Origin of the sequence: Burkholderia stagnalis (genome assembly GCF_902830275.1) — a bacterium.
Taxonomy (GTDB): domain Bacteria; phylum Pseudomonadota; class Gammaproteobacteria; order Burkholderiales; family Burkholderiaceae; genus Burkholderia; species Burkholderia stagnalis.
In genome coordinates, this window is sequence record NZ_CADESW010000008.1 from 167,040 (window position 1) to 189,549 (window position 22,510).

At 68.3% G+C, this 22,510-nt stretch carries 17 protein-coding genes; 4 read left to right on the forward strand and 13 right to left on the reverse strand.

The window, feature by feature from the left end; all coding sequences use genetic code 11:
* Positions 1–19 precede the first annotated feature (19 nt).
* From HWY45_RS16715 to HWY45_RS16750, 8 genes are all read right to left on the reverse strand, one after another.
* Positions 20–1,261 carry an aromatic ring-hydroxylating oxygenase subunit alpha gene (locus HWY45_RS16715; protein ID WP_059562276.1) on the reverse strand — a complete coding sequence of 414 codons (1,242 nt, stop codon included), beginning with the start codon at positions 1,259–1,261 and terminating at the stop codon, positions 20–22.
* 53 nt (positions 1,262–1,314) lie between these two features.
* Positions 1,315–2,100, reverse strand: a complete 786-nt coding sequence (locus HWY45_RS16720; protein WP_059884626.1) for a drug:proton antiporter — start codon at positions 2,098–2,100, stop codon at positions 1,315–1,317.
* Positions 2,097–3,272, reverse strand: coding sequence for an electron transfer flavoprotein subunit alpha/FixB family protein (locus HWY45_RS16725; protein ID WP_059884624.1), 1,176 nt, complete (start codon positions 3,270–3,272; stop codon positions 2,097–2,099). Before HWY45_RS16725 ends, HWY45_RS16720 begins: the two co-directional genes overlap by 4 nt.
* An 8-nt stretch (positions 3,273–3,280) precedes the next feature.
* On the reverse strand, positions 3,281–5,206 hold the full coding sequence (locus HWY45_RS16730; protein WP_059801755.1) for a (Fe-S)-binding protein: 1,926 nt from the start codon (positions 5,204–5,206) through the stop codon (positions 3,281–3,283).
* Positions 5,207–5,210: 4 nt separating this feature from the next.
* Complete coding sequence (locus HWY45_RS16735) at positions 5,211–7,274, reverse strand: NADH:flavin oxidoreductase (protein ID WP_059801757.1); 2,064 nt, start codon at positions 7,272–7,274, stop codon at positions 5,211–5,213.
* A 60-nt stretch (positions 7,275–7,334) separates the two neighbouring features.
* Positions 7,335–7,868 (reverse strand): DUF5943 domain-containing protein, encoded by a 534-nt coding sequence (locus tag HWY45_RS16740; RefSeq protein WP_059801759.1) that lies wholly within the window; start codon positions 7,866–7,868, stop codon positions 7,335–7,337.
* A gap of 141 nt (positions 7,869–8,009) precedes the next feature.
* Entirely contained in the window at positions 8,010–8,981 is a 972-nt protein-coding gene (locus HWY45_RS16745; protein WP_059562261.1) for a dipeptidase, read from the reverse strand.
* Positions 8,982–9,014: 33 nt separating this feature from the next.
* Entirely contained in the window at positions 9,015–10,289 is a 1,275-nt protein-coding gene (locus HWY45_RS16750) for a serine hydroxymethyltransferase (RefSeq protein ID WP_059562259.1), read from the reverse strand.
* Positions 10,290–10,735: 446 nt separating this feature from the next.
* Here HWY45_RS16750 and HWY45_RS16755 point away from each other — a divergent pair, with 446 nt between their 5' ends.
* Positions 10,736–11,758: a GlxA family transcriptional regulator gene (locus HWY45_RS16755; RefSeq protein ID WP_059562256.1), complete on the forward strand. Its 1,023-nt coding sequence runs from the start codon at positions 10,736–10,738 to the stop codon at positions 11,756–11,758.
* A gap of 64 nt (positions 11,759–11,822) precedes the next feature.
* Here the strand turns inward: HWY45_RS16755 and HWY45_RS16760 are convergent, their stop codons facing one another.
* Positions 11,823–13,235 (reverse strand): discoidin domain-containing protein, encoded by a 1,413-nt coding sequence (locus tag HWY45_RS16760; protein ID WP_059562253.1) that lies wholly within the window; start codon positions 13,233–13,235, stop codon positions 11,823–11,825.
* Between the two features lie 273 nt (positions 13,236–13,508).
* Here HWY45_RS16760 and HWY45_RS16765 point away from each other — a divergent pair, with 273 nt between their 5' ends.
* The 3 genes from HWY45_RS16765 (at position 13,509) to HWY45_RS16775 (ending at position 17,061) form a co-directional block, all read left to right on the forward strand.
* Positions 13,509–14,933 (forward strand): aminotransferase-like domain-containing protein, encoded by a 1,425-nt coding sequence (locus tag HWY45_RS16765; protein ID WP_059801765.1) that lies wholly within the window; start codon positions 13,509–13,511, stop codon positions 14,931–14,933.
* 180 nt (positions 14,934–15,113) lie between these two features.
* Positions 15,114–16,136, forward strand: coding sequence for a class I fructose-bisphosphate aldolase (locus tag HWY45_RS16770; RefSeq protein ID WP_059884622.1), 1,023 nt, complete (start codon positions 15,114–15,116; stop codon positions 16,134–16,136).
* 55 nt (positions 16,137–16,191) lie between these two features.
* The gene (locus HWY45_RS16775) at positions 16,192–17,061 is read left to right on the forward strand and encodes a hypothetical protein (protein ID WP_059884620.1); all 870 of its coding nucleotides are present in this window, start codon (positions 16,192–16,194) and stop codon (positions 17,059–17,061) included.
* 93 nt (positions 17,062–17,154) lie between these two features.
* Here the strand turns inward: HWY45_RS16775 and fdhA are convergent, their stop codons facing one another.
* From fdhA to HWY45_RS16795, 4 genes are all read right to left on the reverse strand, one after another.
* Positions 17,155–18,351: a formaldehyde dehydrogenase, glutathione-independent gene (gene fdhA / locus HWY45_RS16780; RefSeq protein ID WP_059562241.1), complete on the reverse strand. Its 1,197-nt coding sequence runs from the start codon at positions 18,349–18,351 to the stop codon at positions 17,155–17,157.
* Positions 18,352–18,529: 178 nt separating this feature from the next.
* The gene (locus HWY45_RS16785) at positions 18,530–19,720 is read right to left on the reverse strand and encodes an HlyD/EmrA/EmrK family protein (protein WP_059884618.1); all 1,191 of its coding nucleotides are present in this window, start codon (positions 19,718–19,720) and stop codon (positions 18,530–18,532) included.
* Positions 19,720–21,537: an efflux transporter outer membrane subunit gene (locus HWY45_RS16790; protein WP_230946827.1), complete on the reverse strand. Its 1,818-nt coding sequence runs from the start codon at positions 21,535–21,537 to the stop codon at positions 19,720–19,722. Before HWY45_RS16790 ends, HWY45_RS16785 begins: the two co-directional genes overlap by 1 nt.
* Before the next feature lie 20 nt (positions 21,538–21,557).
* Positions 21,558–22,496: a glycosyltransferase family 2 protein gene (locus tag HWY45_RS16795; protein ID WP_059884616.1), complete on the reverse strand. Its 939-nt coding sequence runs from the start codon at positions 22,494–22,496 to the stop codon at positions 21,558–21,560.
* Positions 22,497–22,510 lie beyond the last annotated feature (14 nt).

The window sequence follows — 22,510 nt, forward strand, 5'->3', positions numbered from 1 at the left end:
GCTTGTTCACTGCTATGTGCTATTCGCCGGTGTGCTCGGCGAGCCGGCCGATGTACCAGGCCGAGAACTTTTCGACGAGACCTTCCGTGTACGGCGAGTACGGGCCCGGCTCGTACGCGCTGCTGTTCGCGCCGCGCTGCGAGAACTCGACGAGCGCGCGATCCTGGTCGTTGGTCGCGTTCCACACGGCCGTGAGGTTCTTCACGTCGTAGTCGATGCCTTCCTTCGCATCCTTGTGCACGAGCCACTTGGTGCGCACGAGCGTCTTGCCGGCCGACAGCGGGATCACCGAGAACGTCACGATGTGGTCGCTCATGAAGTGATGCCACGAGTTCGGCTGGGTCCAGAACGACAGGCCGCCGAGGTCCGCCTGGCGGAATTCGCCGAGCAGCTTCTTCGACGCGACCTTCGCGTCGAGCGTCTGCGATTCGCCGCTGCGGTCGAGCGGCAGGCGCTGCGTGCGAAAGCCCGTCACGTCGGCCAGCTTCTCGATCTCGACCGACGGCAGGCCCATCTCGGCCCATTCCTTGCCGCGCCGCACGCAGGTTTCCGCGAACGCGTCCATGCCCTCGGCGTTGGCCTCGGAACGCTGGTAGCCGAAGCCGTATTCGTACAGCGAGATCGTCAGCTCAGGATGGTTCGCGACGCAGTGGTAGCACTCGCGATTGTTCTCCATCGTCAGCTTCCAGTTGCCTTCCTCGATGATGTCGATCTGCGCGGCGATCTTCGTGTTCGGCAGGTCGTGCGGCAGCAGGTACGGCTCCATCGCCGCGCGCAGCTGTGCGAAGTCGGCCGGCGGCTCGTCCGCGAGGCAGATGAAGATCAGGCCCGCGAGGTTCTGCACGTGCACCGATTTCAGGCTGTGCTTGCAGCGGTCGAACTGCTCGCCCATGTGCTCGGCGAACATCAACTGGCCCGTCAGGTTGTAGGTCCAGCTGTGGTACGGGCACACGATGTTGCCGACCGAGCCTTTGTCCTCGTTGCACAGCCGCGCGCCGCGGTGGCGGCACACGTTGTGGAACGCACGGATCTCCATGTCGTCGTCGCGCACGATCAGGATCGAGTCGTTCCCCAGTTGCACCGTCAGGTAGTCGCCCGGCTCGGGCACGTCGGGCTCGACCGCCACCTGGATCCAGTGCTGTCGGAAAATCGCCTCCATGTCGAGCGCGAAAATGTCCTCGCTCGTGTAGAACGGCGCTTCCAGGCTGTAACCTTCCTTGCGCCGCTCGATCATTGCACGAATGTCTGCCGATACTTTCATCGTTTGCTCCGGATTCCTTGCATCCCAGTGTGGTTGCCGACAGGCATCAAAAATCAGTAGTCGATGAGCTGATGCTCGCGCAAATACGCGAGGATCACTTGTGCTTTTTCGACCGAACTCCCTTCATTTACGACGTTCCCGCCCCGGCTTTCGGTGGTCGTCGCCGACAGCATCCGGGCATGCCCGGAGCGCTTCTCGGCGGCGGCCAGCTTGACCGGCTTGCGCTCGATCGCGCCGACCGTCCAGGCGCCCGCTTCGGCGTCCCGGCCGGGCGACACGCGCACCGGACGCACCGTGCCGGCCTTCAGCCGCGCATACGCGTAGCGCGGCTGCGCATTGGCGAGCGGATGCACGGCGACCACCGCCGGCAGCGCCGCATCGACACGCCGGCGCAGCCCTTTCGGCAAAAATTGCCGGACGGACGCGCGGCCCGCGTCGATCGTCACGTCGACGGCCGAGCCGACCAGCGGATAGCCGAGCGCCGCGGCGACCTGATACGGCAGCATTCCGGTGTCGTACGCGCCCTCGGCGCGCGTGCCGGTCAGCACGAGGTCGTAGCCTTCGACGCGCGCGGCGAGCGCGCGCGCGGCATCGTCGCCGTCGCGGCAGGTCAGCACCTCGACCTCGCGTGCGCCGAGCGCCAGGTATTCGGCGAGCGCCGGGGTCAGCGGGTCGCCCGCGTGGATCACATCGAGCTGCGAGTGATGGCGCTCGGCCAGCGCGCGGCCGATCTCGAGCGCGGCCGCGTCGTTGCGGCTGTAGCGCGGCACGCCGCTGACCGGATGCCGGCCGACCGACACCAGCACCGCGATGCGTTTCAACAGTCGGGGGGCATTCATGCGGCGACTCCTTCCGGTACGTGGTTGCCGACGGCCGCCGGCGATTGCCCGCGCGCCGCGCGCGCGGCCTGCACCTGCTCGATCAGCGCGGCGATCGTCGCCTGCGCGTCGCCCACCACGGTCAGGTTCGCGCGCTTCGCGATCGGCGCGCTGCCGTCGAGGTTCACCGCGATCACGTGGCGGCAGTCCTTGATGCCCTGCAGGTGCTGCACCGCGCCCGAGATGCCGAACGCGATGTAGACGCTCGCCTCGACCGTCTTGCCGGTCGCGCCGACCTGCTTGTCGCGCGTGAAGTGGCCGTTGTCGACCGCCACGCGGCTCGCGCCGATCGCCGCGCCGAACGCGCCGGCGAGCTGCTCGAACGCGCCGATGTCGGTCACGCCGTTGCCGGCCGACACGATGAAATCGGCTTCCTCGAGCGCGACCCGCGCGGCGTCGAGCTCCTCGAGGCCGAGATCGCGATACGACGCGCCGGCGCCGGCGCCGGACGACGGGCGGATGAAATCGCCGGCCAGGCGCTCGCCCGCGCCGACGAACGGCAGCTTCGCGTCCACCGCGTTCGGCGCGAGCAGGATCACGTCCGGCAGCGCGCGGGCCGCGAATGCGCGCCGCGCCTGTGCATAGGCGCCGACGTGTTTGGCGTCGATCTCGACGACGTTCGTCGCGACGCTCGCCCCGGCCGCCGCCGCGTAGCGCCGGCCGAGATCGCCGTCGCCCGTCGCGTTGTCGGGCACGAACACGTGCTTCGGCGCAAGCGCGGCGACACATGCCTGCAAGGCCTGCAATTCGCTTTCGGGCGCGAACGTGCGGCGATCGAAGCCGGCGAGTTCCACCAGCTTGTCGACGCCGAGTTCGGCCACGTCGTCCTTCAGTTCGCCGAACGCCAGCAGCGCGACTTCCGTCTGAGCGTCGGCGAGCAGCGCGGCGGCGGCCACCGCCTGGCGCGCATGATCGTCGAGCGCGCCGCGTTCGCTGTGCGCCACCACCAGCAGCACGTGCTTCGGCTCCTGCACCGCGCGGCGCGGCTTCGCGGCGGCTGCCGCGTGGCCGTGCGCGGACCAGTGCGCGGCGCTCGCGTCGGCGCTGCCTTCCTCGCCCAGCGTGATGCGCTTCAGGCCCGCCGCCGTGATGATGAACGGCCGGCGCGGATCGATTCGTTTGATCGTATTCATCGATTCACTCACTCCAGCGACGCAGCGACGAGTTCGGCCACGTCGAGCACGTCGGGGCGCGGGCCCACGACGCCTTCGAGCATCGCCGTGCAGTTCGGGCAGCCGACCGCGACCACGTCCGCGCCGATCGCGCGCGCGTCGGCGATGCGGATGTCGGGAATGCGCTGCTTGCCGGGGATGTCGGTCAGCGGCGCACCGCCTCCGCCGCCGCAGCAGCGGCCGCGCATCCCGTTGCGTTCCATCTCGACCACCTGGATGCCGATCGCCTTCAGCAGCTTGCGCGGCGATTCCGTCTCGCCGTTGTAGCGGCCGAGGTAGCACGGGTCGTGATACGTGGTGCGCTTCTCGCGCAGCGCTTCGACGGCCTTCGGCGCGATCTTGCCGCGCTCGGCGAGTTCGGCGAGATACGTCGTGTGATGCTTGACCGTCACGCGCAGGCCGAGCGCGCGATATTCGTTGCGCAGGCTGTGCATCACGTGCGGATCGGCGGTCACGATCTGCTTGTACGACAGCGTGGACAGCGTGCCGATCAGGCGCTTCGCGAGCTCCCGGAACGTCGCCTCGTCGCCGAGACGGCGCGCGACGTCGCCCGTATCCGTCTCGTCGCCGCCGAGCACCGCATAGTCGACACCGGCCTTGTTCAGCACCTTCACGAACGCGCGCAGCGTGCGCTGGTAGCGCATGTCGAACGCGCCTTCGCCCGCGACGAACAGCACGTCGACCGGCTTGCCCGGCTGCGCGACCGGCGCGTTCAGGTCCACCGACCAGTCGTAGCGCGCCGCCGTGTCGTAGCCGCCCATCGTGCCCGTCTCGCGCAGGTTCGCGAGCACTTCCGCGCCCTTGCCGGGCACCGTGCCGTGCACGAGCGTCTGGTTGCGGCGCATGTCGACGATCGCATCGACGTGCTCGATCAGCATCGGGCACTCCTGCACGCACGCACGGCAGGTCGTGCACGACCACAGCGTCTGCGCTTCGATCAGGCCCGACACGATCGGGCCGTTCGGCTCGCCGCGATGCTGGCCGACCGCGATGCCCGGCGTCGGGCTGCCTGCGTAGGCCGCGTCGCTGCCGCCCGCCATGCCGACCACGAGATCCTGGATCAGCTTCTTCGGGTTCAGCGGCTGGCCGGATGCGAACGCCGGGCACGCGGCTTCGCACTTGCCGCACTGCACGCACGCGTCGAAGCTCAGCAGCTGGTTCCAGCGGAATTCCACGGGCTTCGCGACGCCGTATTCCTGCTGCTCGATGTCGGGCAGCTTCAGCGCGGTCGGCGGCGTGGCGGTGCCGTTGCCGGTGAACGATTCGCGGGTCGCCGCGAAACGCTCCTGGCGCGGATGGAACGCGAGGTGCAGCAGGCCCGCGATCGCGTGCTTCATCGGGCCGCCCTTCGCGGCGCCGAACGTCATCGCGAATGCGCCGATGCCGATCAGCACCGCGCAGAGCACTGCGAACGCACCGGACATCGCGCCGGCCGGCACCAGCGTGTACAGCGTGAGGCCGAGCGCGAACGCGCCGAGCAGCCAGGGCAGCGTATTCCACGGGCCTTTCGACAGCCGCGCCGGCACGTTGCGCGCATGGCGGCGGCGCCACACGAACACCGCGCCGACCAGCATCGCGAGCGCCGCAAGGAAGATCAGCTTGTCGAGCCACGGCGAGTAGATCGCGAGGCCGTAGTTGACGAACACCAGCGCCAGCGCGGCGATCGCGCCGCCGGCGGTGGCGACGTGCGTCTTCGCGATGTACGGATCGCGCGCGACCACGTGGTGCAGGTCGACGAAATAGCGCTTCGGGATCGCGAACAAGTTCGCGACGCCGAACGCGCCGGGCGCGGTGGCGCGGCCGAGACGCCAGTACGACGCGCGCTTTGCGACCGCGAACGCGAGCCCGGCCACCGACAGCCACAGCAATGCGGTAATGAGGAAGGACGGATTCATGGCGTCAGAAATCCTTCACGAGACGCAGCGAGTCGTAGATCGCGCCGTGGACGTTGTGCATCGAGATGCAGTCGCCGACACGGAACAGCAGGAAGCGGCCGTTGCCGAGTTCTTCCGACAGGCACGGCTGCGGCTCGGCCGCGAACAGCGTGTGCGGATCGATCTGGCCGCGGTTCAGCGATTCCGGCTTCAGCTTCCAGTACAGCTCGTCGTTCGGCGACGAACCGTTCTCGATCACCACCTGGTCGACGGCGCGCTCCTCCAGTTCCTCCGTGTACTCGTTGCGCAGCACGGCGATCTTCTTGCCGTCTTCTTCATAGACGCGATCGAGCATCGTGTTCGGCGTGGGGATCACGCCGAACGCATACAGGCGGCGATAGAAGATCGGGAAGGTCGTGCCGCCGCAATCGTCGGCCACCTTCACGTCGGGCGTGACGACCTCGACCTTCGAGCCGCGGCTCGCCATGAAGTCGGCCACGCCCGCGCCCGCATGGGTGCTCACGCCGTCGAACAGCAGCACGTTCTGCTTCGGTTCGACCTTGCCGGTCAGGATGTCCCACGAGCTGACGGCCAGGCCCTCGGCCACGCCCCAGCCCGGCACCTGCCAGGTGAAGCTCGAGCCGCCCGTCGCGAGCACGACGATGTCCGGCTTCTCGGCCATGATCATCTTCTCGTCGGCGGCCACGCCGAGGCGGCGGTCGACGCCCAGGCGCTTGGTTTCCATGTCGAACCAGCGGATGATCCCCGACATCTGCTCGCGCTGCGGCGCCTTCGCGGCGATCATCACCTGCCCGCCCACTTCCGCGTTCTTCTCGAACAGCACGACGTCGTGGCCGCGCAGCTTCGCGACGCGCGCCGCCTCGAGGCCCGCCGGGCCGGCGCCCACCACCACCACCTTGCGCTTCGGGCCGCGCGACTTCTCGATGATGTGCGGCATCGTCGCTTCGCGCGAGGTGGCCGCGTTCTGGATGCAGAGCACGTCGAGGCCGTTGTACTGGCGGTCGATGCAGTAGTTCGCGCCGACGCACTGCTTGATTTCGTCCTCGCGGCCGTCGCGAATCTTGATCACCATGTGCGGATCGGCGATCTGCGCGCGCGTCATGCCGACCAGGTCGATCATGCCGGTGGCGAGCAGGCGCTCGGCCTGGCCCGCGTCGCGGATGCTCTGCGCATGCATCACGGGAATCTTCACGACCGACTTGATGCCGGCCGCGAGGTGCACGAACGGCTCTGGCGGCAGCGCCATCGGCGGCATGCAGTTGGCGATCGTGTTGTGCGTATCCCCGCCGGAACCGACCACGCTCAGGTAGTCGATCAGGCCCGTCTCCGACATCGCCTGCGCGATTTCCTTCAGCGCCTCGTGATCGAGGCCGTCCTCGTGGAATTCGTCGCCGCACATGCGCAGGCCGACGCAGAAATCCTTGCCGACCGCCTCGCGCACCGCCGTCAGCACCTCGATGCCGAAGCGCAGGCGGTTCTCGAGGCTGCCGCCCCATTCGTCGGTGCGATGGTTCGAGCGCTTGCTCCAGAACTGGTCGATCAGGTGCTGGTGCGCCGCCGAGATCTCGATGCCGTCCATGCCGGCAGCCTTCACGCGCTTCGCGGCCGCCGCGAAATCGCCGATGATGCGGCGGATTTCCTCGATCTCGATGATCTTCGCGTTGCCGCGGTGCACCGGCTCGCGCACGCCCGACGGCGACATCAGGTGCGGCCAGTGCTCGCCATGGAACGACGAGCGGCGGCCCATGTGCGTCGCCTGGATCATGATCTTCGCGCCGTGCTTGTGCATCGTGTCGGCCAGGCGCGTGAGCGGGTCGATGATCCGGTCGTTCGACAGGTTCACCGATTTCCACCAGCCCTGCGGGCTGTCGATCGACACGGGGCTCGACCCGCCGCAGATCGCGAGGCCGACGCCACCCTTCGCCTTCTCTTCGTAGTAGCGGATGTAGCGGTCGCCCGGCAGGCCGCCCGGCTCGGCATACACCTCGGCGTGCGCGGTGCTGACGATCCGGTTGCGCAGCGTCAGCTGGTTCAGCTGCATGGGTTTGAACAGGTGGGGATAACGCATCGCAGGCGACCTCTGGCGTTCGTGTGTCTCGTGTTGCGGGTGTTGTTTTGTGTCAGTGCATCAGTGCGTGAGCGGCGACACTTCGAAGACGCAGTGGTCGTGGTGCTCCGCCGCACACTGCACTTCCTTCGAGTACGCGCGCGGCGCGCCCTTGCCTTCCGGCGTCGTGTCGTTCACCCAGTCCATCGCGCCGGCGAACCAGCCCGCGAACATGTAGCAGAGCTTGCCTTCCTTGCCGGGCTGCTGGAGCACGAACGACGAGTGGCGCAGCTCGATCTTCGCGCGCGCGCTCGCCGGGTCGGCCTCGATGATCGAGAACAGGCCCCAGCCGCGCTGCGACAGGCGCTTCAGGTAGTGCTCGAACACGGCCATGCCGGTCAGGCCGTGCAGCTTCGCTTCCTTGTCGCACCAGTGGTACGCGGACTTGTAGCCGGCCTTGTAGAGAATCTCGGCATACGCGTCGACGCCGAGCGCTTCCTCGACGGCGACGTGATTGTTCGTGAAGAAGTGGCGCGGCACGTACAGCATCGGCAGCGCGTCGGTGGTCCAGACGCCGGTATCGGGATCGACGTTGATCGGCAGTTGCGGTTGCATCGTGGTGACTCCGTGAGGAAAAAAGGCCGCGCGGCTCAGTGCGCAGGCGCGACATCGTCCGCGTGCCCGCGCGGCTTGCGCGGGCACGTCCCGATTTTTCTAATGTTGAATCGCGGGCGGCGGTTCGGTTCGCTGCTGCGCTTACGCGCCCCACACGTCCTTGAACACGCGCACCCAGTTCTCGCCCATGATCTTGCGGATGCGCGACTCCTTCCAGCCGTGGCGTTCCATCGCCGCGGTCAGGTTCGGGAATTCGCCGATCGTGCGGATGCCGTCCGGGTTGATCACCTTGCCGAAGTTGGTCAGCTGGCGATAGCGGCCCTTGTCGTGCGTCAGCATGTCGAAGAATTCCTTCGCGAAATCCTGCGTGAAGTCCGTGCCGATGCCGACCGCGTCCTCGCCGATCAGGTTCACGACGTAGTCGATCGCCTCGATGTAGTCGTCGATCGTCGCTTCGATCCCGCGCTTCAGGAACGGCGCGAACATCGTCACGCCGACGAAGCCGCCCGCATCGGCGATCTCCTTCAGCTGCGCGTCGCTCTTGTTGCGCGGATGCTCCTTCAGGCCCGACGGCAGGCAGTGCGAATAGCACACCGGCTTCTTCGAGAACGCGATCGCTTCCGACGACGTGTTGCCGCCCACATGCGACAGGTCGACCATGATGCCGACGCGGTTCATCTCGGTGATCACTTCGCGGCCGAAATCCGACAGCCCGCCGTCACGCTCGTAGCAGCCGGTGCCGACCAGGTTCTGCGTGTTGTAGCAGAGCTGCACGACGCGCACGCCCATGTCGGCGAACGCCTCGATGTAGCCGAGGTTGTCCTCGAACGCATGCGCGTTCTGGAAGCCGAGGATGATCCCCGTCTTGCCTTCCTTCTTCGCGCGGAAGATGTCGTCCGTCGTGCGCACCAGCGTCAGCAGCTCGCCGTTGTCGCGGATCTTCTTCTTCATCACGCCGATGTTGTCGACGGTCTTCGTGAAGTTTTCCCACACCGACACCGTGCAGTTCGCGGCCGTGATGCCGCCCTTGCGCATGTCTTCGAACACCGGCTTCTCGAACTTCGAGATGTTCAGCCCGTCGATGATGATGCTGTCCTGATGCAGCGTGCTCATATCTGCCTCTTGCTCCAGTCGTGTCGGTGTCGATCAGTAAATCGGGAAGCGCTCGCAGAGCGCGAAGATCTCGCGGCGCACGCGCTGTTCGGTCGCGTGGTCGCCTTCCGGGTTCGCGCGCAGCGCGTCGAACACCTCGAGGATCAGGCGGCCGATCTCGCGGAATTCGGCCACGCCGAAGCCGCGCGTCGTGCCGGCCGGCGTGCCGAGGCGGATGCCCGACGTGACGGTGGGCTTCTCGGTGTCGAACGGGATGCCGTTCTTGTTGCAGGTGATGCCCGCCCGCTCCAGCGCCTGCTCGACCGGCGCGCCCTTCAGGCCCTTCGGGCGCAGGTCGACGAGCAGCAGGTGGTTGTCGGTGCCGCCCGTGACGAGGTCGACGCCGCCCGCCTTCAGCACTTCGCCGAGCGCCTGCGCGTTCGCGAGCACGTTGTCGATGTAGGTCTTGAAGTCCGCATGCAGCACTTCGCCGAACGCCACCGCCTTGCCGGCGATCACGTGCATCAGCGGGCCGCCCTGCAGGCCGGGGAACACGGCCGAGTTGATCTTCTTCGCGATCTCCTCGTCGTTGGTCAGCACGAAGCCGCCGCGCGGGCCGCGCAGCGTCTTGTGCGTGGTCGACGTGACGACGTGCGCGTGCTCGACCGGGTTCGCGTGGCGGCCCGCGGCGATCACGCCGGCGATGTGCGCCATGTCGACCATCAGCTTCGCGCCGACGCTGTCGGCGATCGCGCGGAAGCGCGCGAAATCGAGCGCGCGCGGATAGGCGGAGAAGCCGGCGATGATCAGGTTCGGCTTGTGTTCGTGGGCGAGCGCCTCGACCTGGTCGTAGTCGATCCGCATCGTGTCGCGGTTCACGCCGTATTGCACCGCGTTGAACCACTTGCCCGACAGCGCGGGCTTCGCGCCGTGCGTCAGGTGGCCGCCCGCGTCGAGCGACATGCCGAGCACCGTGTCGCCCGGCTTGGCCAGCGCGAGCATCACCGAGCCGTTCGCCTGCGCGCCCGAGTGCGGCTGCACGTTCGCATAGCCGGCGTTGAAGATCTGCTTCACGCGCTCGATCGCGAGCGCCTCGACTTCATCGGCGAATTCGCAGCCGCCGTAGTAGCGCTTGCCCGGATACCCTTCCGCGTACTTGTTGGTCAGCACCGAGCCCTGCGCCTCGAGCACGGCGCGCGACACGATGTTTTCCGACGCGATCAGCTCGACCTGCGACTGCTGTCGCTCGAGTTCCTTCAGGATGGCGCTGCGGACCGGCGCGTCGCGCTCGGCGAGGGGCTGCGAGAAGAAAGACTGGGTGTTCGACATAGAGCATCCGTGACGAAGAATTGTGGGGCTGCGATCAACGCGTAAGGCCCGCCGCGCCTGGGTTTCCAGCATGTCCATGGCATGGCTGCCGACGGCTCTATTCTTGTCGTTCGGATTTTCGGTCGATTGATGAATTTAGACGCGTTCTTTGCCTTTTCCGCCATTCGCGTCCGTTTTATACAAGTGACCGATCGTGCTTTTTCGGATCGCCAAGCAACGTCGCCGCAGCGCGCCACTGCCGCGCAGGCACTGCCACGGTGCCGCCGCCGCCCGCGGCGGGTGCAGCCGATCACGGATACGGTGCAGTGCAGCATGGGCGCTCGGCCCAGACAACGTATGGAGCTAGGGTTTAGCCGTATGGCACGCTTGTTGCACTCGCTCACACAATACCGCAGCCCGGTCCGTGCCTCGGACCGAAAGCTATTAGTAGATTAGGAACGCTCCCCATGTCGCCCGACCGCACAGCGTCGCTGTCCCACTTCGCGTTCATGCCGTTGCCCAACTTCACGATGATTGCATTCACGAATGCGATCGAGGTGCTTCGGATGGCGAATTACCTGAGCGGCCAGCCGCTCTACCGCTGGTCGGTGATCAGCCCGGACGGTGGCCCGGTGACGGCGAGCAACGGCCTGACGGTCGACACGGGCCCCGCGGAATGCGCGGGGCAGCCGGACATCGTGTTCGTCTGCGGCGGCGTCGACGTGCAGCGCGCGACGACGGCCGACCACCTGTCGACGCTGCGCCGCTTCGCGCGCGGGGGCATTCCGCTCGGCAGCCTGTGCACGGGCACCTATGCGCTCGCGAAGTCGGGCCTGCTCGCGGGCTACGCGTGCGCGATCCACTGGGAGAACATGTCCGCGCTGAAGGAGGAGTTTCCGGACACGCGCTTCCTGAAGGAACTGTTCGTGATCGATCGCGACCGCATCACGTGCACGGGCGGCGTCGCGCCGCTCGACATGATGCTGAACCTGATCGCCGCGCGCGTCGGCACCGCGCGCGTCACGCAGATCGCCGAGCAGTTCATCGTCGAGCACGTGCGCGACACGAGCGCGCAGCAGCGCATGCCGCTCGTCGCGCGGCTCGGGTCCGCGAACAAGTCGCTGTTCGAAGTGATCTCGCTGATGGAGAACAACATCGAGGAGCCGCTGTCGCGCGAGGAGCTCGCGCGGCTCGCGAACATGTCGCAGCGGCAGCTGCAGCGGCTGTTCCGCGAGCACCTCGGGATGACGCCGACGCATTACTACCTGACGCTGCGGCTGCGCCGCGCGCGCGAGCTGCTGCTGCAGACGGACATGTCGATCATGCACATCACGATGGCGTGCGGGTTCCAGTCCGCATGCCACTTCAGCAAGAGCTACCGCGACGCGTTCGGCGTCGCGCCGACGCGGGAACGGCGCAAGCAGGTGGCGCCGCTCGCGCAGGGGCCCGGCGGCGCGTCGGTCCCGACGCTCGCGATGATGCATGCGTGAGCCCTGCCTCGCGTGACATAAAAAAAGCGACCCTCGGGTCGCTTTTTTCATTGCGGGTCGATGCTCACGAACCCCACACCTGCATTTCGTCGAGCGAGTAGCCCCACGGCGTCGCGCGCTTCGTGCCGAGCATCCGCACGTAGCGGCCGCGGCCGTTGAGATTGTTCAGCGCGACGTGGCCGTACGACACGCCGTTGTTCGTCGAGTAGATCGTCGTCCAGTTCGCGTTGTCGTTCGACGTCTGGATCTGGTAGACGAGCGCGCCCGCGTCCCAGTAGAGATCGACGCCGGTGATGGTCTTCACGGCCCCGAGATCCACGGAGATCCATTGCGGATCGACGCCCGTCCCCTCCGGCGAATCCCAGCGCGTGCTGGTGGTATTGCCGTCGAAGGCCTTGTCCGGCGTCAGCGACGCGTTGTAGCTGGCCGACGCGGCGGCGGGACGCCCTTGCGACAGCAGCCCGGTCTGGCTGGCGGACGGGCCGCCGTAGTAGCTCGCGCCGAGCTTGGCCTTCGTGGTGTCGGCGTTCACGCCGAACTGCGACAGGCTCCAGCGCTGGCCGGTCGTCACGTCGCCGACGTAGAGCTGGTAGCCGCCCGCGGTGGTCGACGAGAAGAACAGATAGTTCGTGCCGTTCACCGGTGCCGGGTCGGAGTTGTTGCTGATGCAGTCGTTGAGCGCGAGCTGGTTCGGCGTCGATGCCGGATCGGCGGTCTTCGCATAGATCTGGTCGAGCTGGCTGGTGTCCTTCCAGCGCGCGTAGAACACCATGCCGTCTGCGCGCACGATCGGGTAGTAGGTCTGCAGCCCGGCAGGATGATCGAACGTGGCCGTCGCGCCGGTGGCGATCGTGCGCTTCATCAGGCCCATGTTCGCGCCGGTGCCGGTCGCGTAGTACACGGCGCTCGCGTCCGGCGCGAGAAACGGCATCGAGTATTCGGCGCCGGCCGGCGCGTTCGTCAGGCTCACGACCGACGTGAACACCGGGCCCGCGCTCGTGTACGACAGCGTCGCCTGCTTGACGTCGCCGTTCTGCTTGAACACGAGCGTCTTGCCGTCCGGGCTGAACTTCGGATCTTCGTTGCGGGTTGCGCCCGTGCTGTTCGTCAGGTTGACCGGTGCGTTGTTGGTGCCGAGCTGGACCATGAACACGTTCCACGCGTTGTTGCGGATGCCCATGAACGCGAGCCACTTGCCGTCGGGGCTGATCACGCCGTTCATCGGGTCGGTGATGCCCCACGTGCTCTTGCTCAGCTGCGTCAGCGTGCGCGCCGAGAAGTCGTAAAGGAACAGCTGGCTCGTGCCGTCGCCATACGTGACGTAGCTGTGATAGACGAGCTTGCCGGTCAGCGCGGCCGGAAACGATGCATTGGACTGCGCTGGGGGATTGCTGATGCAGGCCGCTTGCGCAGCGCCGCCGAACAGGTTGAGGGTGATGCCGGCCACAAGGCCCGCGACGAGGGTCTTCGATTTCACGCTGGGGGGGTTCCTGGATTGATGGGAGACGCCGGCGGACAAGATCCCGCACACATGCGCAGGACTACGGATCAGCCGCCGGGCAGCGTCGATCCGTATCGATAGGACGTCGGTTGAAAAAAAGCTGGCGAGAGAATGCCCGCAAACCGCGCGCATTAAAAGGATCAGAGCGCGCAAAAAACAAGCGGATCAGAAATTGAGGACGGGATGGCGCGTGACCTGTCGCGTGCTACTCTTTTCCCAGCGAGTCACGGATCGGCCGGGGACACAAGCATGAAGCGTTACGCGGCGCTGGCGAAGACGATCGCGGATTCTATCCGGCGCGGCGATTTAGTGCCAGGTGCACGCATCCCGACCATTCGCGCCGCGAGCCATGCGTACCACGTGAGCCCGACCACCGTGTTCCGTGCGTACTACCTGCTCGAGAGCGAGGGCTTGATCGTCGCGCGGCCGCGCTCCGGTTATTTCGTGTCCGATCTCGGCGGCAAGCGGCTGCGCTCGAACCACGGCCCGCCGCGAAAAACCGCCGCCGCGCGAAACGCCAGCCCGGACGATGCGCTGCGCAGGCTCGTGGATTCCATCAAGCACGAGGACATCGTTCCGCTGGGCTCGGCATTCGCAAGCTATTCGCTGTTCCCGATGAACAGCCTGTGGCGATGCGTAACGTCGGCGGCGCGCAACATGGATCGCACCAAGCTGCTGTCGGGGTTCCCGCCTGGAGACGAAGGGCTGCGCCGCCAGATCGCGCTGCGTTACCTGATCGCGGGCGCGGCGTTGCCGATGGACGAGATCGTGATCACGACCGGCGCGCTGGAAGCGCTGATGCTGAGCCTCGAAGCGCTGACGCACCCGGGCGAAGTGGTCGCGATCGAACGCCCCGCATTCCATGCGGTATTGCAGGCGGTGGAGCGCCTGCATCTGAAGGCCGTCGAAATCCCGGTCGATCCGCGCACCGGGCTCGATCTCGATGCACTCGCGAGCGCGCTCGACACGCATCCGATCCGCGCATGCTGGCTCATGACGTCGTTCCACAACCCGACCGGCGCGACACTCTCCGACGAGCGCAAGCGCGCGCTGATCGCCCTGCTCGCTGCCCACGAGGTGCCGCTGATCGAGGACGACGTGTTCGGCGAGCTGTACTTCGGCTCGGTGCCGGTGCGTCCGGCGAAGCTGTACGACGATAGCGGGCTCGTGCTGCATTGCGGCTCGTTCTCGAAATGCCTCGCGCCGGGCTTCCGGATCGGCTGGGTCGCGGCCGGGCGCTACGTGCAGCAGATCCGGCACGCGAAATGCGTCGCCGCGCCCGCGGCCGACGTGCCCGCGCAACTGGCCATCTCGAACTATCTGCAGGACGGCGGATACGACCGCTTCCTGCGCAAGCTGCGGCGCAATCTTGCCGCGCACCAGGCGCAGATGCTGGCCGCCGTGCGTGCATATTTTCCACAAGGCACGGAAGTCATTGCACCGCGCGGCGGCTATTTCCTGTGGATCGAACTGCCGCCGCGCGTCGATGCGCTGCGCCTGTTCGGCGCCGCAATGGAGAACGGCATCAGCCTCGCGCCCGGGCCGATCTTTTCGGCCTCCGGCGGATTCCGCCGCTACGTGCGCCTCAACTACGGCCGGCCGTGGACGCCCGCCGTCGAACACGCGATGCAGACCCTCGGCGCGCTGGCCGCGCGGCAACGGCATACCCACTAGCCCAGGCACGGAAGATGCCCCATTCACGTACCGATCATGCGCGGCACGCGCCTTGCGTTCTCGCCCGTGCGCGACAAAGAATGAAGATCGGAGAGCAGGCGGATGTGACGCGAGCAATCAAGCGAGCAATAAAACGGGCGGCATGCAAGGCCGCATGGCGGGTTTCAACGGAGGAATCCCATGAGCACCGAGAGCGCACTCCAGGCGACGATCCAGGCACTCGTTCAGGATGGCAAAGGGCTGCTGGCGGCCGACGAAAGCGGGCCGACCATCGCGAAGCGCTTCAAGACGATCGCGGTCGAATCGACTGAAGAGAACCGCCGCGCATGGCGCAGCCTGTTGCTGTCGACGCCGGGCCTCGGCGAATTCGTCAGCGGCGTGATCCTGTATGAAGAGACGCTCGGGCAATCCGCGGACGACGGCACGCCGTTGCCCGAACTCGCCGCACGCCAGCAGATCGTGCCCGGCATCAAGGTCGATGCGGGCAAGATTCCGCTCGCGCTCGCGCCCGGCGACGAAATCACGCAAGGGCTCGACGGGCTCGCGGCGCGCCTCGACGGCTACCGGCGGCAAGGCGCGCGGTTCGCGAAATGGCGCGCGGTGTACAACGTGTCCGCCACGCTGCCGGGCCGCGCGGCGATCGAGGCGAACGCCGAAGCGCTCGCGCGCTATGCGGCGATCTGCCAGGAAGCCGGCGTCGTGCCGATCGTCGAACCGGAAGTGCTGATGGACGGCGATCATTCGCTCGCACGGTGCGCGCAAGTGACCGACGCCGTGCTGCATGCGGTGTTCGACGCGCTGCATCGGCACAGCGTCGTGCTGGCGCACATGCTGCTCAAGCCGAGCATGGTCGTCGCGGGCAGCACGCACGCGACGCAGCCGGCCCCCGCCGAAGTCGCCGCGGCGACGGTGCACCTGTTGCGCAGCGTCGTGCCGGCCGAAGTCCCCGGCATCTTCTTCCTGTCCGGCGGGCAGACGCCCGAAGAAGCGACGGCCCATCTCGACGCGATGAATCGCATCGCCGGGCGGCCGTGGCTGCTGAGCTTTTCGTATGGACGCGCGCTGCAGGAGCCGCCGCTGGCCGCGTGGAAGGGACAGGCGGCCAACGTCCGCGCCGCGCAGGATGCGCTGCTGCTGCGCGCACGCCTGAACGGCGCAGCCTGTCGCGGCCAGTACGACGCGGCGATGGAGCGTGCCGCCTGAATGGAGCCGGGCGGATGTCGCCCGGTCGATCGAACATGTCCGGCCTTGTCGAATCATGCAAGTCCTGCCCAACCGGAAAATCGTCGCACGCGACACGCTGACAGGTGTACTGAGCGCGCATGCGCGGTCGCGGCACATCGCGTGCTGCCGCTGCACGCAATGCGGATTCATCGCGTTCCGAGCGCTCGAGCATTGCCCCGCGTGCGGGCGGTGGAACTGGCCGTTCGAGCCGCTGGCCGAGCAGCCGCGGCGTGCGCTTGCCGACCACCCCATGCGGCCGGTCGATGCGTGGGACGCGCGCGTTGCCCGCTTCTTCCACCATGTCGCCGTCAACCAGCCGCGCGCATCGACCGCGCCAATGCTGAGCCTCGTGACGCTCTTCCTGCTGTTCGGCGGCTACGTCGGGCTCGACAGGATGTGCAGGCTCGACCCCGTCTGCCGGACGCAGGACGTATCCGAGGCGCCGGCAATCGCCGGCGACTTGCATGCGCAGGCGGAGCTTGCTGCCCAGTCGGCCGATTTGCCGGTGCTGCCGCCGCCCGTCTATCCGTTTCACGCGACCGACCCGCCTCGTGTCGCGGCCGGCGCAGGCAGCGGACCGGGCGCGGAGGATCGGCTCGCGGGCCGCCCGAAGCAGGACGCGCCCCCCGTGCGCGCGCCCGCCCCCGTGCGCACGCAGAATGCGATCGCCGCACGCGCGCCGGTCAATACGCTTGCCGCGCGCCCATGCGCGCTCCGTAACGAATCCGGTTGCGCGCGAATGCGCGCCGCCGCGCTGCGCACCGCGGAACCGCGCGACAGGCGCGATACGGCTCCGGCGCGTCATGCGCAGAAGACGATACGCCGCGTGAGCGCGCACCCCGAGCCCGCGCGGCGCTCCGGGTCGCACCGTATCGAACTCGCCCGGCTCTATCGCGGGCACTGAGCGCGCGATTCCCGCACGCACGAATGCATGAATACACGAAGGGCCGGGGCGTATGACCGCCCCGGCCCTCCGATTGCCGCACCGCCGGCCGCGTTACGCCGCCAGCATGCCGTGCGGATCGATGACGAATTTGCGCGGCGCGCCGCCGTCGAACTTCTTGTAGCCGTCCGGCGCCTGGTCGAGCGAGATCACCGTCACGTTGACGATCTTCGCGATCGGCAGCCGGTCGAACAGGATCGCCTGCATCAGGTTGCGGTTGTACTTCAGCACCGGCGTCTGGCCCGTGAAGAACGAATGCGACTTCGCCCAGCCGAGGCCGAAGCGGATGCTCAGGCTGCCGTGCTGCGCGGCCTTGTCCTTCGCGCCCGGATCATCCGTCACGTACAGGCCCGGGATGCCGATCGCGCCGGCCGGCCGCGTGATTTCCATCAGCGAGTTCAGCACCGTCGCGGGCGCTTCTTCCGCATGCCCCGACGAGCCATGGCCGTGCGCCTCGAAGCCGACGCAGTCGACCGCGCAATCGATCTCGGGCGTGCCGAGGATCTGCGCGATCTGCTCGCCGAGCGTCGCGTCCTTCGACAGGTCGACCGTCTCGAAGCCCATCGCCCTCGCGTGCGCGAGGCGCTCCGCGTTCATGTCGCCGACGATCGTGACCGCCGCGCCGAGCAGGCGCGCCGAGGCGGCCGCCGCCATCCCGACCGGGCCCGCGCCCGCGATGTACACCGTCGAGCCGGGCTTCACCCCCGCGCTCACCGCGCCGTGATAGCCGGTCGGCAAGATGTCCGACAGGCAGGTGAGATCGCGGATCTTCGCCAATGCCTGATCGCGGTCGGGGAACTTCAGCAGGTTGAAGTCCGCGTACGGCACCAGCACGTACTCGGCCTGCCCGCCGATCCAGCCGCCCATGTCGACGTAGCCGTACGCGCCGCCCGCGCGAGACGGGTTCACGTTCAGGCACACGCCCGTCTGCTGCTCCTTGCACATCGGGCAGCGGCCGCACGCGACGTTGAACGGCACCGACACGATGTCGCCGAGCTTCAGCGTCTCGACGTCGCGGCCGACCTCGACCACCTCGCCGGTGATCTCGTGGCCGAGCACGAGGCCGACGGGCGCGGTCGTGCGGCCGCGCACCATGTGCTGGTCGGAACCGCAGATGTTCGTGCTGACCACTTTCAGGATCACGCCGTGGCCGATCGCGCGGCCGCTCGGATCGACCATCTTCGGATAATCGATCTTCTGCACCTCGACCTGGCCCGGCCCAAGATAGACGACACCTCGATTGCTGCTCATCGTATTGTCTCCATGTCTCGTTGGATGGCGCTGCGGCCCGCCGGCGGATGAGGCGAGCAGGCAGCGCGCTGTTCGAGAGTAGTCCGGGACGTGGGGGGGCCGATGTGCTAAACGCGACATGGGTTTGATCCGGGCCGACATGGGCGGCCGGCAGGCGGGAAGCGGGAGGCGCGGCCGTTCACCCGCCCTGATTGTCACGAATCACCGCCGCAGCAGCCGCTTCCGCCTCGCTCGCGACACCGTCATGCACGCGCGTGCTTTGCACCGGCATCGGCGGCTCGCCGTCGAGCGCATGCCCGCCGCGCTCGTGCGTATCCACCGCCACCCGCATCGACAGCCCGACGCGCAGCGGATGCGCGGCAAGGTCCGCCGCCTCGATCGCGATCACGACCGGCACGCGCTGCACGACCTTGATCCAGTTGCCCGCCGCGTTCTGCGACGGCAGCATCGAGAACGCACTGCCGGTGCCCGCCGAGAAGCCCTGCACGCGGCCGCGATAGACGACGCGCGTGCCGTAGAGATCCGACACGATCTCGACCGGCTGGCCGACGCGCATGTGCCGGATCTGCCCTTCCTTGAAGTTCGCCTCGATCCACAGCTGCTTCAACTGCACGATCGACATCAGCGGCACGCCCGGCCCGACCTGCTGGCCGACCTGCACCGCGCGCTGGCCGACCGTGCCGTCGACCGGCGCGACGATCGTCGTGCGCTTCAGGTTGCGGTACGCAAGCTTGAACTGCGCGGCCGCCTGCACGACGGCCGGGCTCTCGTCGACCGGCAGCTTGCCGCCGAGCGCACGCGCGGCATCGAGCTGCGCCTGCGCAGCCGCGAGATTCGCCTGCGCACCGGCCGCCGCCGCACGCGCGCGCGCGAGTTCCTCCGGCGCGACGATCTCGACCGACGCGCCGGAGCGCGCCGCGAGCGCGCGCTGCGCGAGCGACAGGTCCGCGCGCCGCGCGTTCACCGCTTCGACGTACATCGTGTTCGAGATCTTCGCGTTCGCGACCTGCCGCACGGCCTGCTCGAGTTGCGCCTTCGCCTGCGCGAACGCGACCGACGCCTCCGCGTCGTCGAGCCGCACGAGCGTCTGCCCCGCGCGCACCGTGTGCGTATCGCCCACCAGCACGTCGGTGACGGTGCCCGGCACCTGCGCGGCCACCTGCACGATGCTGCCGGCCACGTACGCGTCGTCGGTGTCCTCGTAGTAGCGGTCGCTGATCAGCCAGTACGCGAGCCACGCGAGCGCGGCCAGCAGCACGACCGCGAAGAACACGGTGAAGCGCTTGCGGCGCGTCGCGCGGCGCGCATCGCGTTCCGGGTCGTTCAGCGCGGCCGGCTGCGCGGCAGTATGAAGGTTGTCGTGGTGCATCAGTCGCTTTGCGTAACGATCAGACGATCGTGCTGGAAGACGGGTTTCGCCGTCGGCGTCGGGCTCGCCGATGCCGCGCGCGCGAGAACAGGCGTACCGCGAGGCGCCGCGCCGGGGTCGGTCACGCCGACCATCGACGCACGCGCCGCGTCGTCGCGCCGTGCGGGTGCGGGTGCAGGTGCAGGTGCAGGTGCAGGCGCAGGTGCGACACTCGCCGCACCGGTAGCCGGTGGCCCGGCAACGCGCTCCGGGCGCGCGTCGTTCGACGTACCCGCCGCCGCAGCCCGGCTCGCGGCCGCAGCGGTCGCAGCACCGCGCCTCGCCGCCCCGCTGCGCGCCTGATGCACGGCCGGCGCCTGCGCCACCGTTGCGCCTGCGTCGAACCCGCCGCCCAGCGCACCGATCAGCGCGACGCGCAGCGTGCGCTGCCGGCCCAGCGTCGCGATCAGTTGCGCGCGCTCGTCGATCAGCGTGAGATCCGCGACGTCGACGTCCTTCTGCATCAGCACCCCGCGCCGGTGCCGGTCGGCCGCGATCTGCACGATCTTCTGCGCGGCGTTCACCGCGTCCTGCTGTTGCGCGACGAGCGTCTGCGCGGTCTGCAGCGACGTGACGAGCTGCGCGACCTGCCCGAGCGCGTCGTCGACGGCCTTGTTGTACAGGCCGATCGCAACGTCCGCCTGCGCGACGTCCGCGCCGAGCTTCGCCTTCAGCCGCCCGCGATCGAAGATCGGCAGCGACACCGCCGGGCCGACCGAGCCCGCGAGCGCGTCGCGCTTGAACAGCGACGCGGGCGCCAGCGCGAACACGCCGCCGAGCGCGACGAGGTTCACGTCCGGATAGAACTCCGCGCGCGTCGCGTCGGCGCTCGCATACGCGGCCTCGACGCGCAGCCGCGCGGCGACGATGTCGGGCCGGCGGCCGAGCAGGTCGGCCGGCAGCCGCGCGGGCAGCGGCGCATCGCCGAGCTTGCCGACGCGCGGGCGCTGCAGCGCGAGGCCGCGCTCGGGGCCGCGCCCCGACAGCACGCCGAGCTGCAGCTGCGCGAGCTTGATCTGCTCGTCGTTCAGCGCGATCTGCGCAAGCAGGCGGCTGCGCTTGATCGACGCGTCGCTCGCGTCGTACGCGTTGTCGAGGCCGCGCGCGGTGCGCTCGCGCAGCACCGTCGTCACCCGCTCGCTCACCTTCTGCTTCTGCTGCAGCAGGTCGCGCGCCGCATACGCCTCGTCGAGCCGGCAGTACACGGTGACGATCGCCGTCGACAGCGTGAGGCGCACCTGTTCGGCCTCGACGCGCGCGGCATCGCGCAGCGACATCAGGCTCTTCGTCGCGGCCTTGTTCCTGCCCCACAGGTCGAGCTGGTACGTGAGCCCGACGAACACCGACGACGGCGACACGACCGGATCGCCGAAGATCTGCACCGGCACCTTGTAGCCGCCCACCGACACGTCGGCGATGTCGCCCGGCTGCGGCATGCGCGCGCGGCTGACCGTCGCGCCGGCGGTGCCGGTCAGCCCGGTCAGCGAATCGAACTGCTGCAGCTGCGCCTGCGCGATCCGCAGCCGCGCCTGTGCGACCTGCAGGTCGGGGTTCTGCTGCAGCGCGTCGGCGATCAGCTGGTCGAGCTGCGGATCCTGGAATTGCGCGACCCAGTCCGGCGCGGGCCATGCGCCGCCGGCGCCCGGGCCCACCGTGTGCGCGAGCGCGTCGTCGGCCGGTGCGCGCAGCGACAGTGAAGGCAGGAATCCTGACGGCGCGCAACCGCCCAGCGCAAACGAAATAACCAGTGAAGCGGCTATCTTGCCGGTTCTCGACATCGAACGTCGCATCGTCGCCCTCACCCTTGCCGCACGCGCGGCACGCGCGCGGCGAGCCGCGGGCGCGTGCGCTCGAGCGGGCCGAGCCGGCCGAACAGGCCGTCGGCGATGCCGAGCAGGATGCCGCCGAGCTTCGCGCGCTTGTCGCGCTCGACGAGCGCGATCTGCACGATCTGCCACAGCGTCAGCAGGTTCGGCACGATCGCAACCGGAAAGCGCAGCCCGTACTGGATGCCGAGCTGCACGCCGTTGCGCGCGCTGTAATAGCGCCGCTGCCACGGATGATTCATCGACGTCATCTCGAACGGGCCGAACGCGTGGCGCTGCTTCGCGCCGATCCGGTGCGACAGCACCAGCGACGGCACGACGTAGAGCGGCACGTTGCGCGCCAGCGCGCGGAAGCTGTATTCGGTGTCGACGTGATCGATCACGAGCGTCTCGTCGAACGGGCCGAGCGTGTCGTAGGCATCGCGCGACACGACGCAGCCCGACGAAATCAGGAACGCGCAGCGCTGCAGCGGCGCGCCCGGCTCGATGCGCAGGCGCCGCAGCGTGATGCCGTTGGTCGACAGCTCGGGCAGGAAGCTGCGCGCGTTCTCGTCGAACACGCGCGGCCCGGCGAGGAACGCGCGGTGCGCGAGCCCCGCGCACACGTCGCGCATGGCCGGGAAGAACGCGGCCGGCACCGCCGAATCCTGGTCGAACAGCGCGACCGCATCGACGCGTTCGCGAAACAGCGCCGCGAGCCCCGCGTTGAACGCGCCCGCGATCCCGCCGCGATTGCCGTGATGCAGCAGCGCGATGCCGTCGCGCGTGCAGACGTCGCGCGCCTGCGCGTCGGGCTGCGGCGTGTTGTCGACGACGAGCAATGCGTCGCACGCGCGCCGCAGTGCGCCGAGCGCCGCGAGCTGCGCGTCGGTCGGGTGGTAGAGAATCACGAGCGCGCCGAGTGCCGCCATGTTGCCTCCTACGA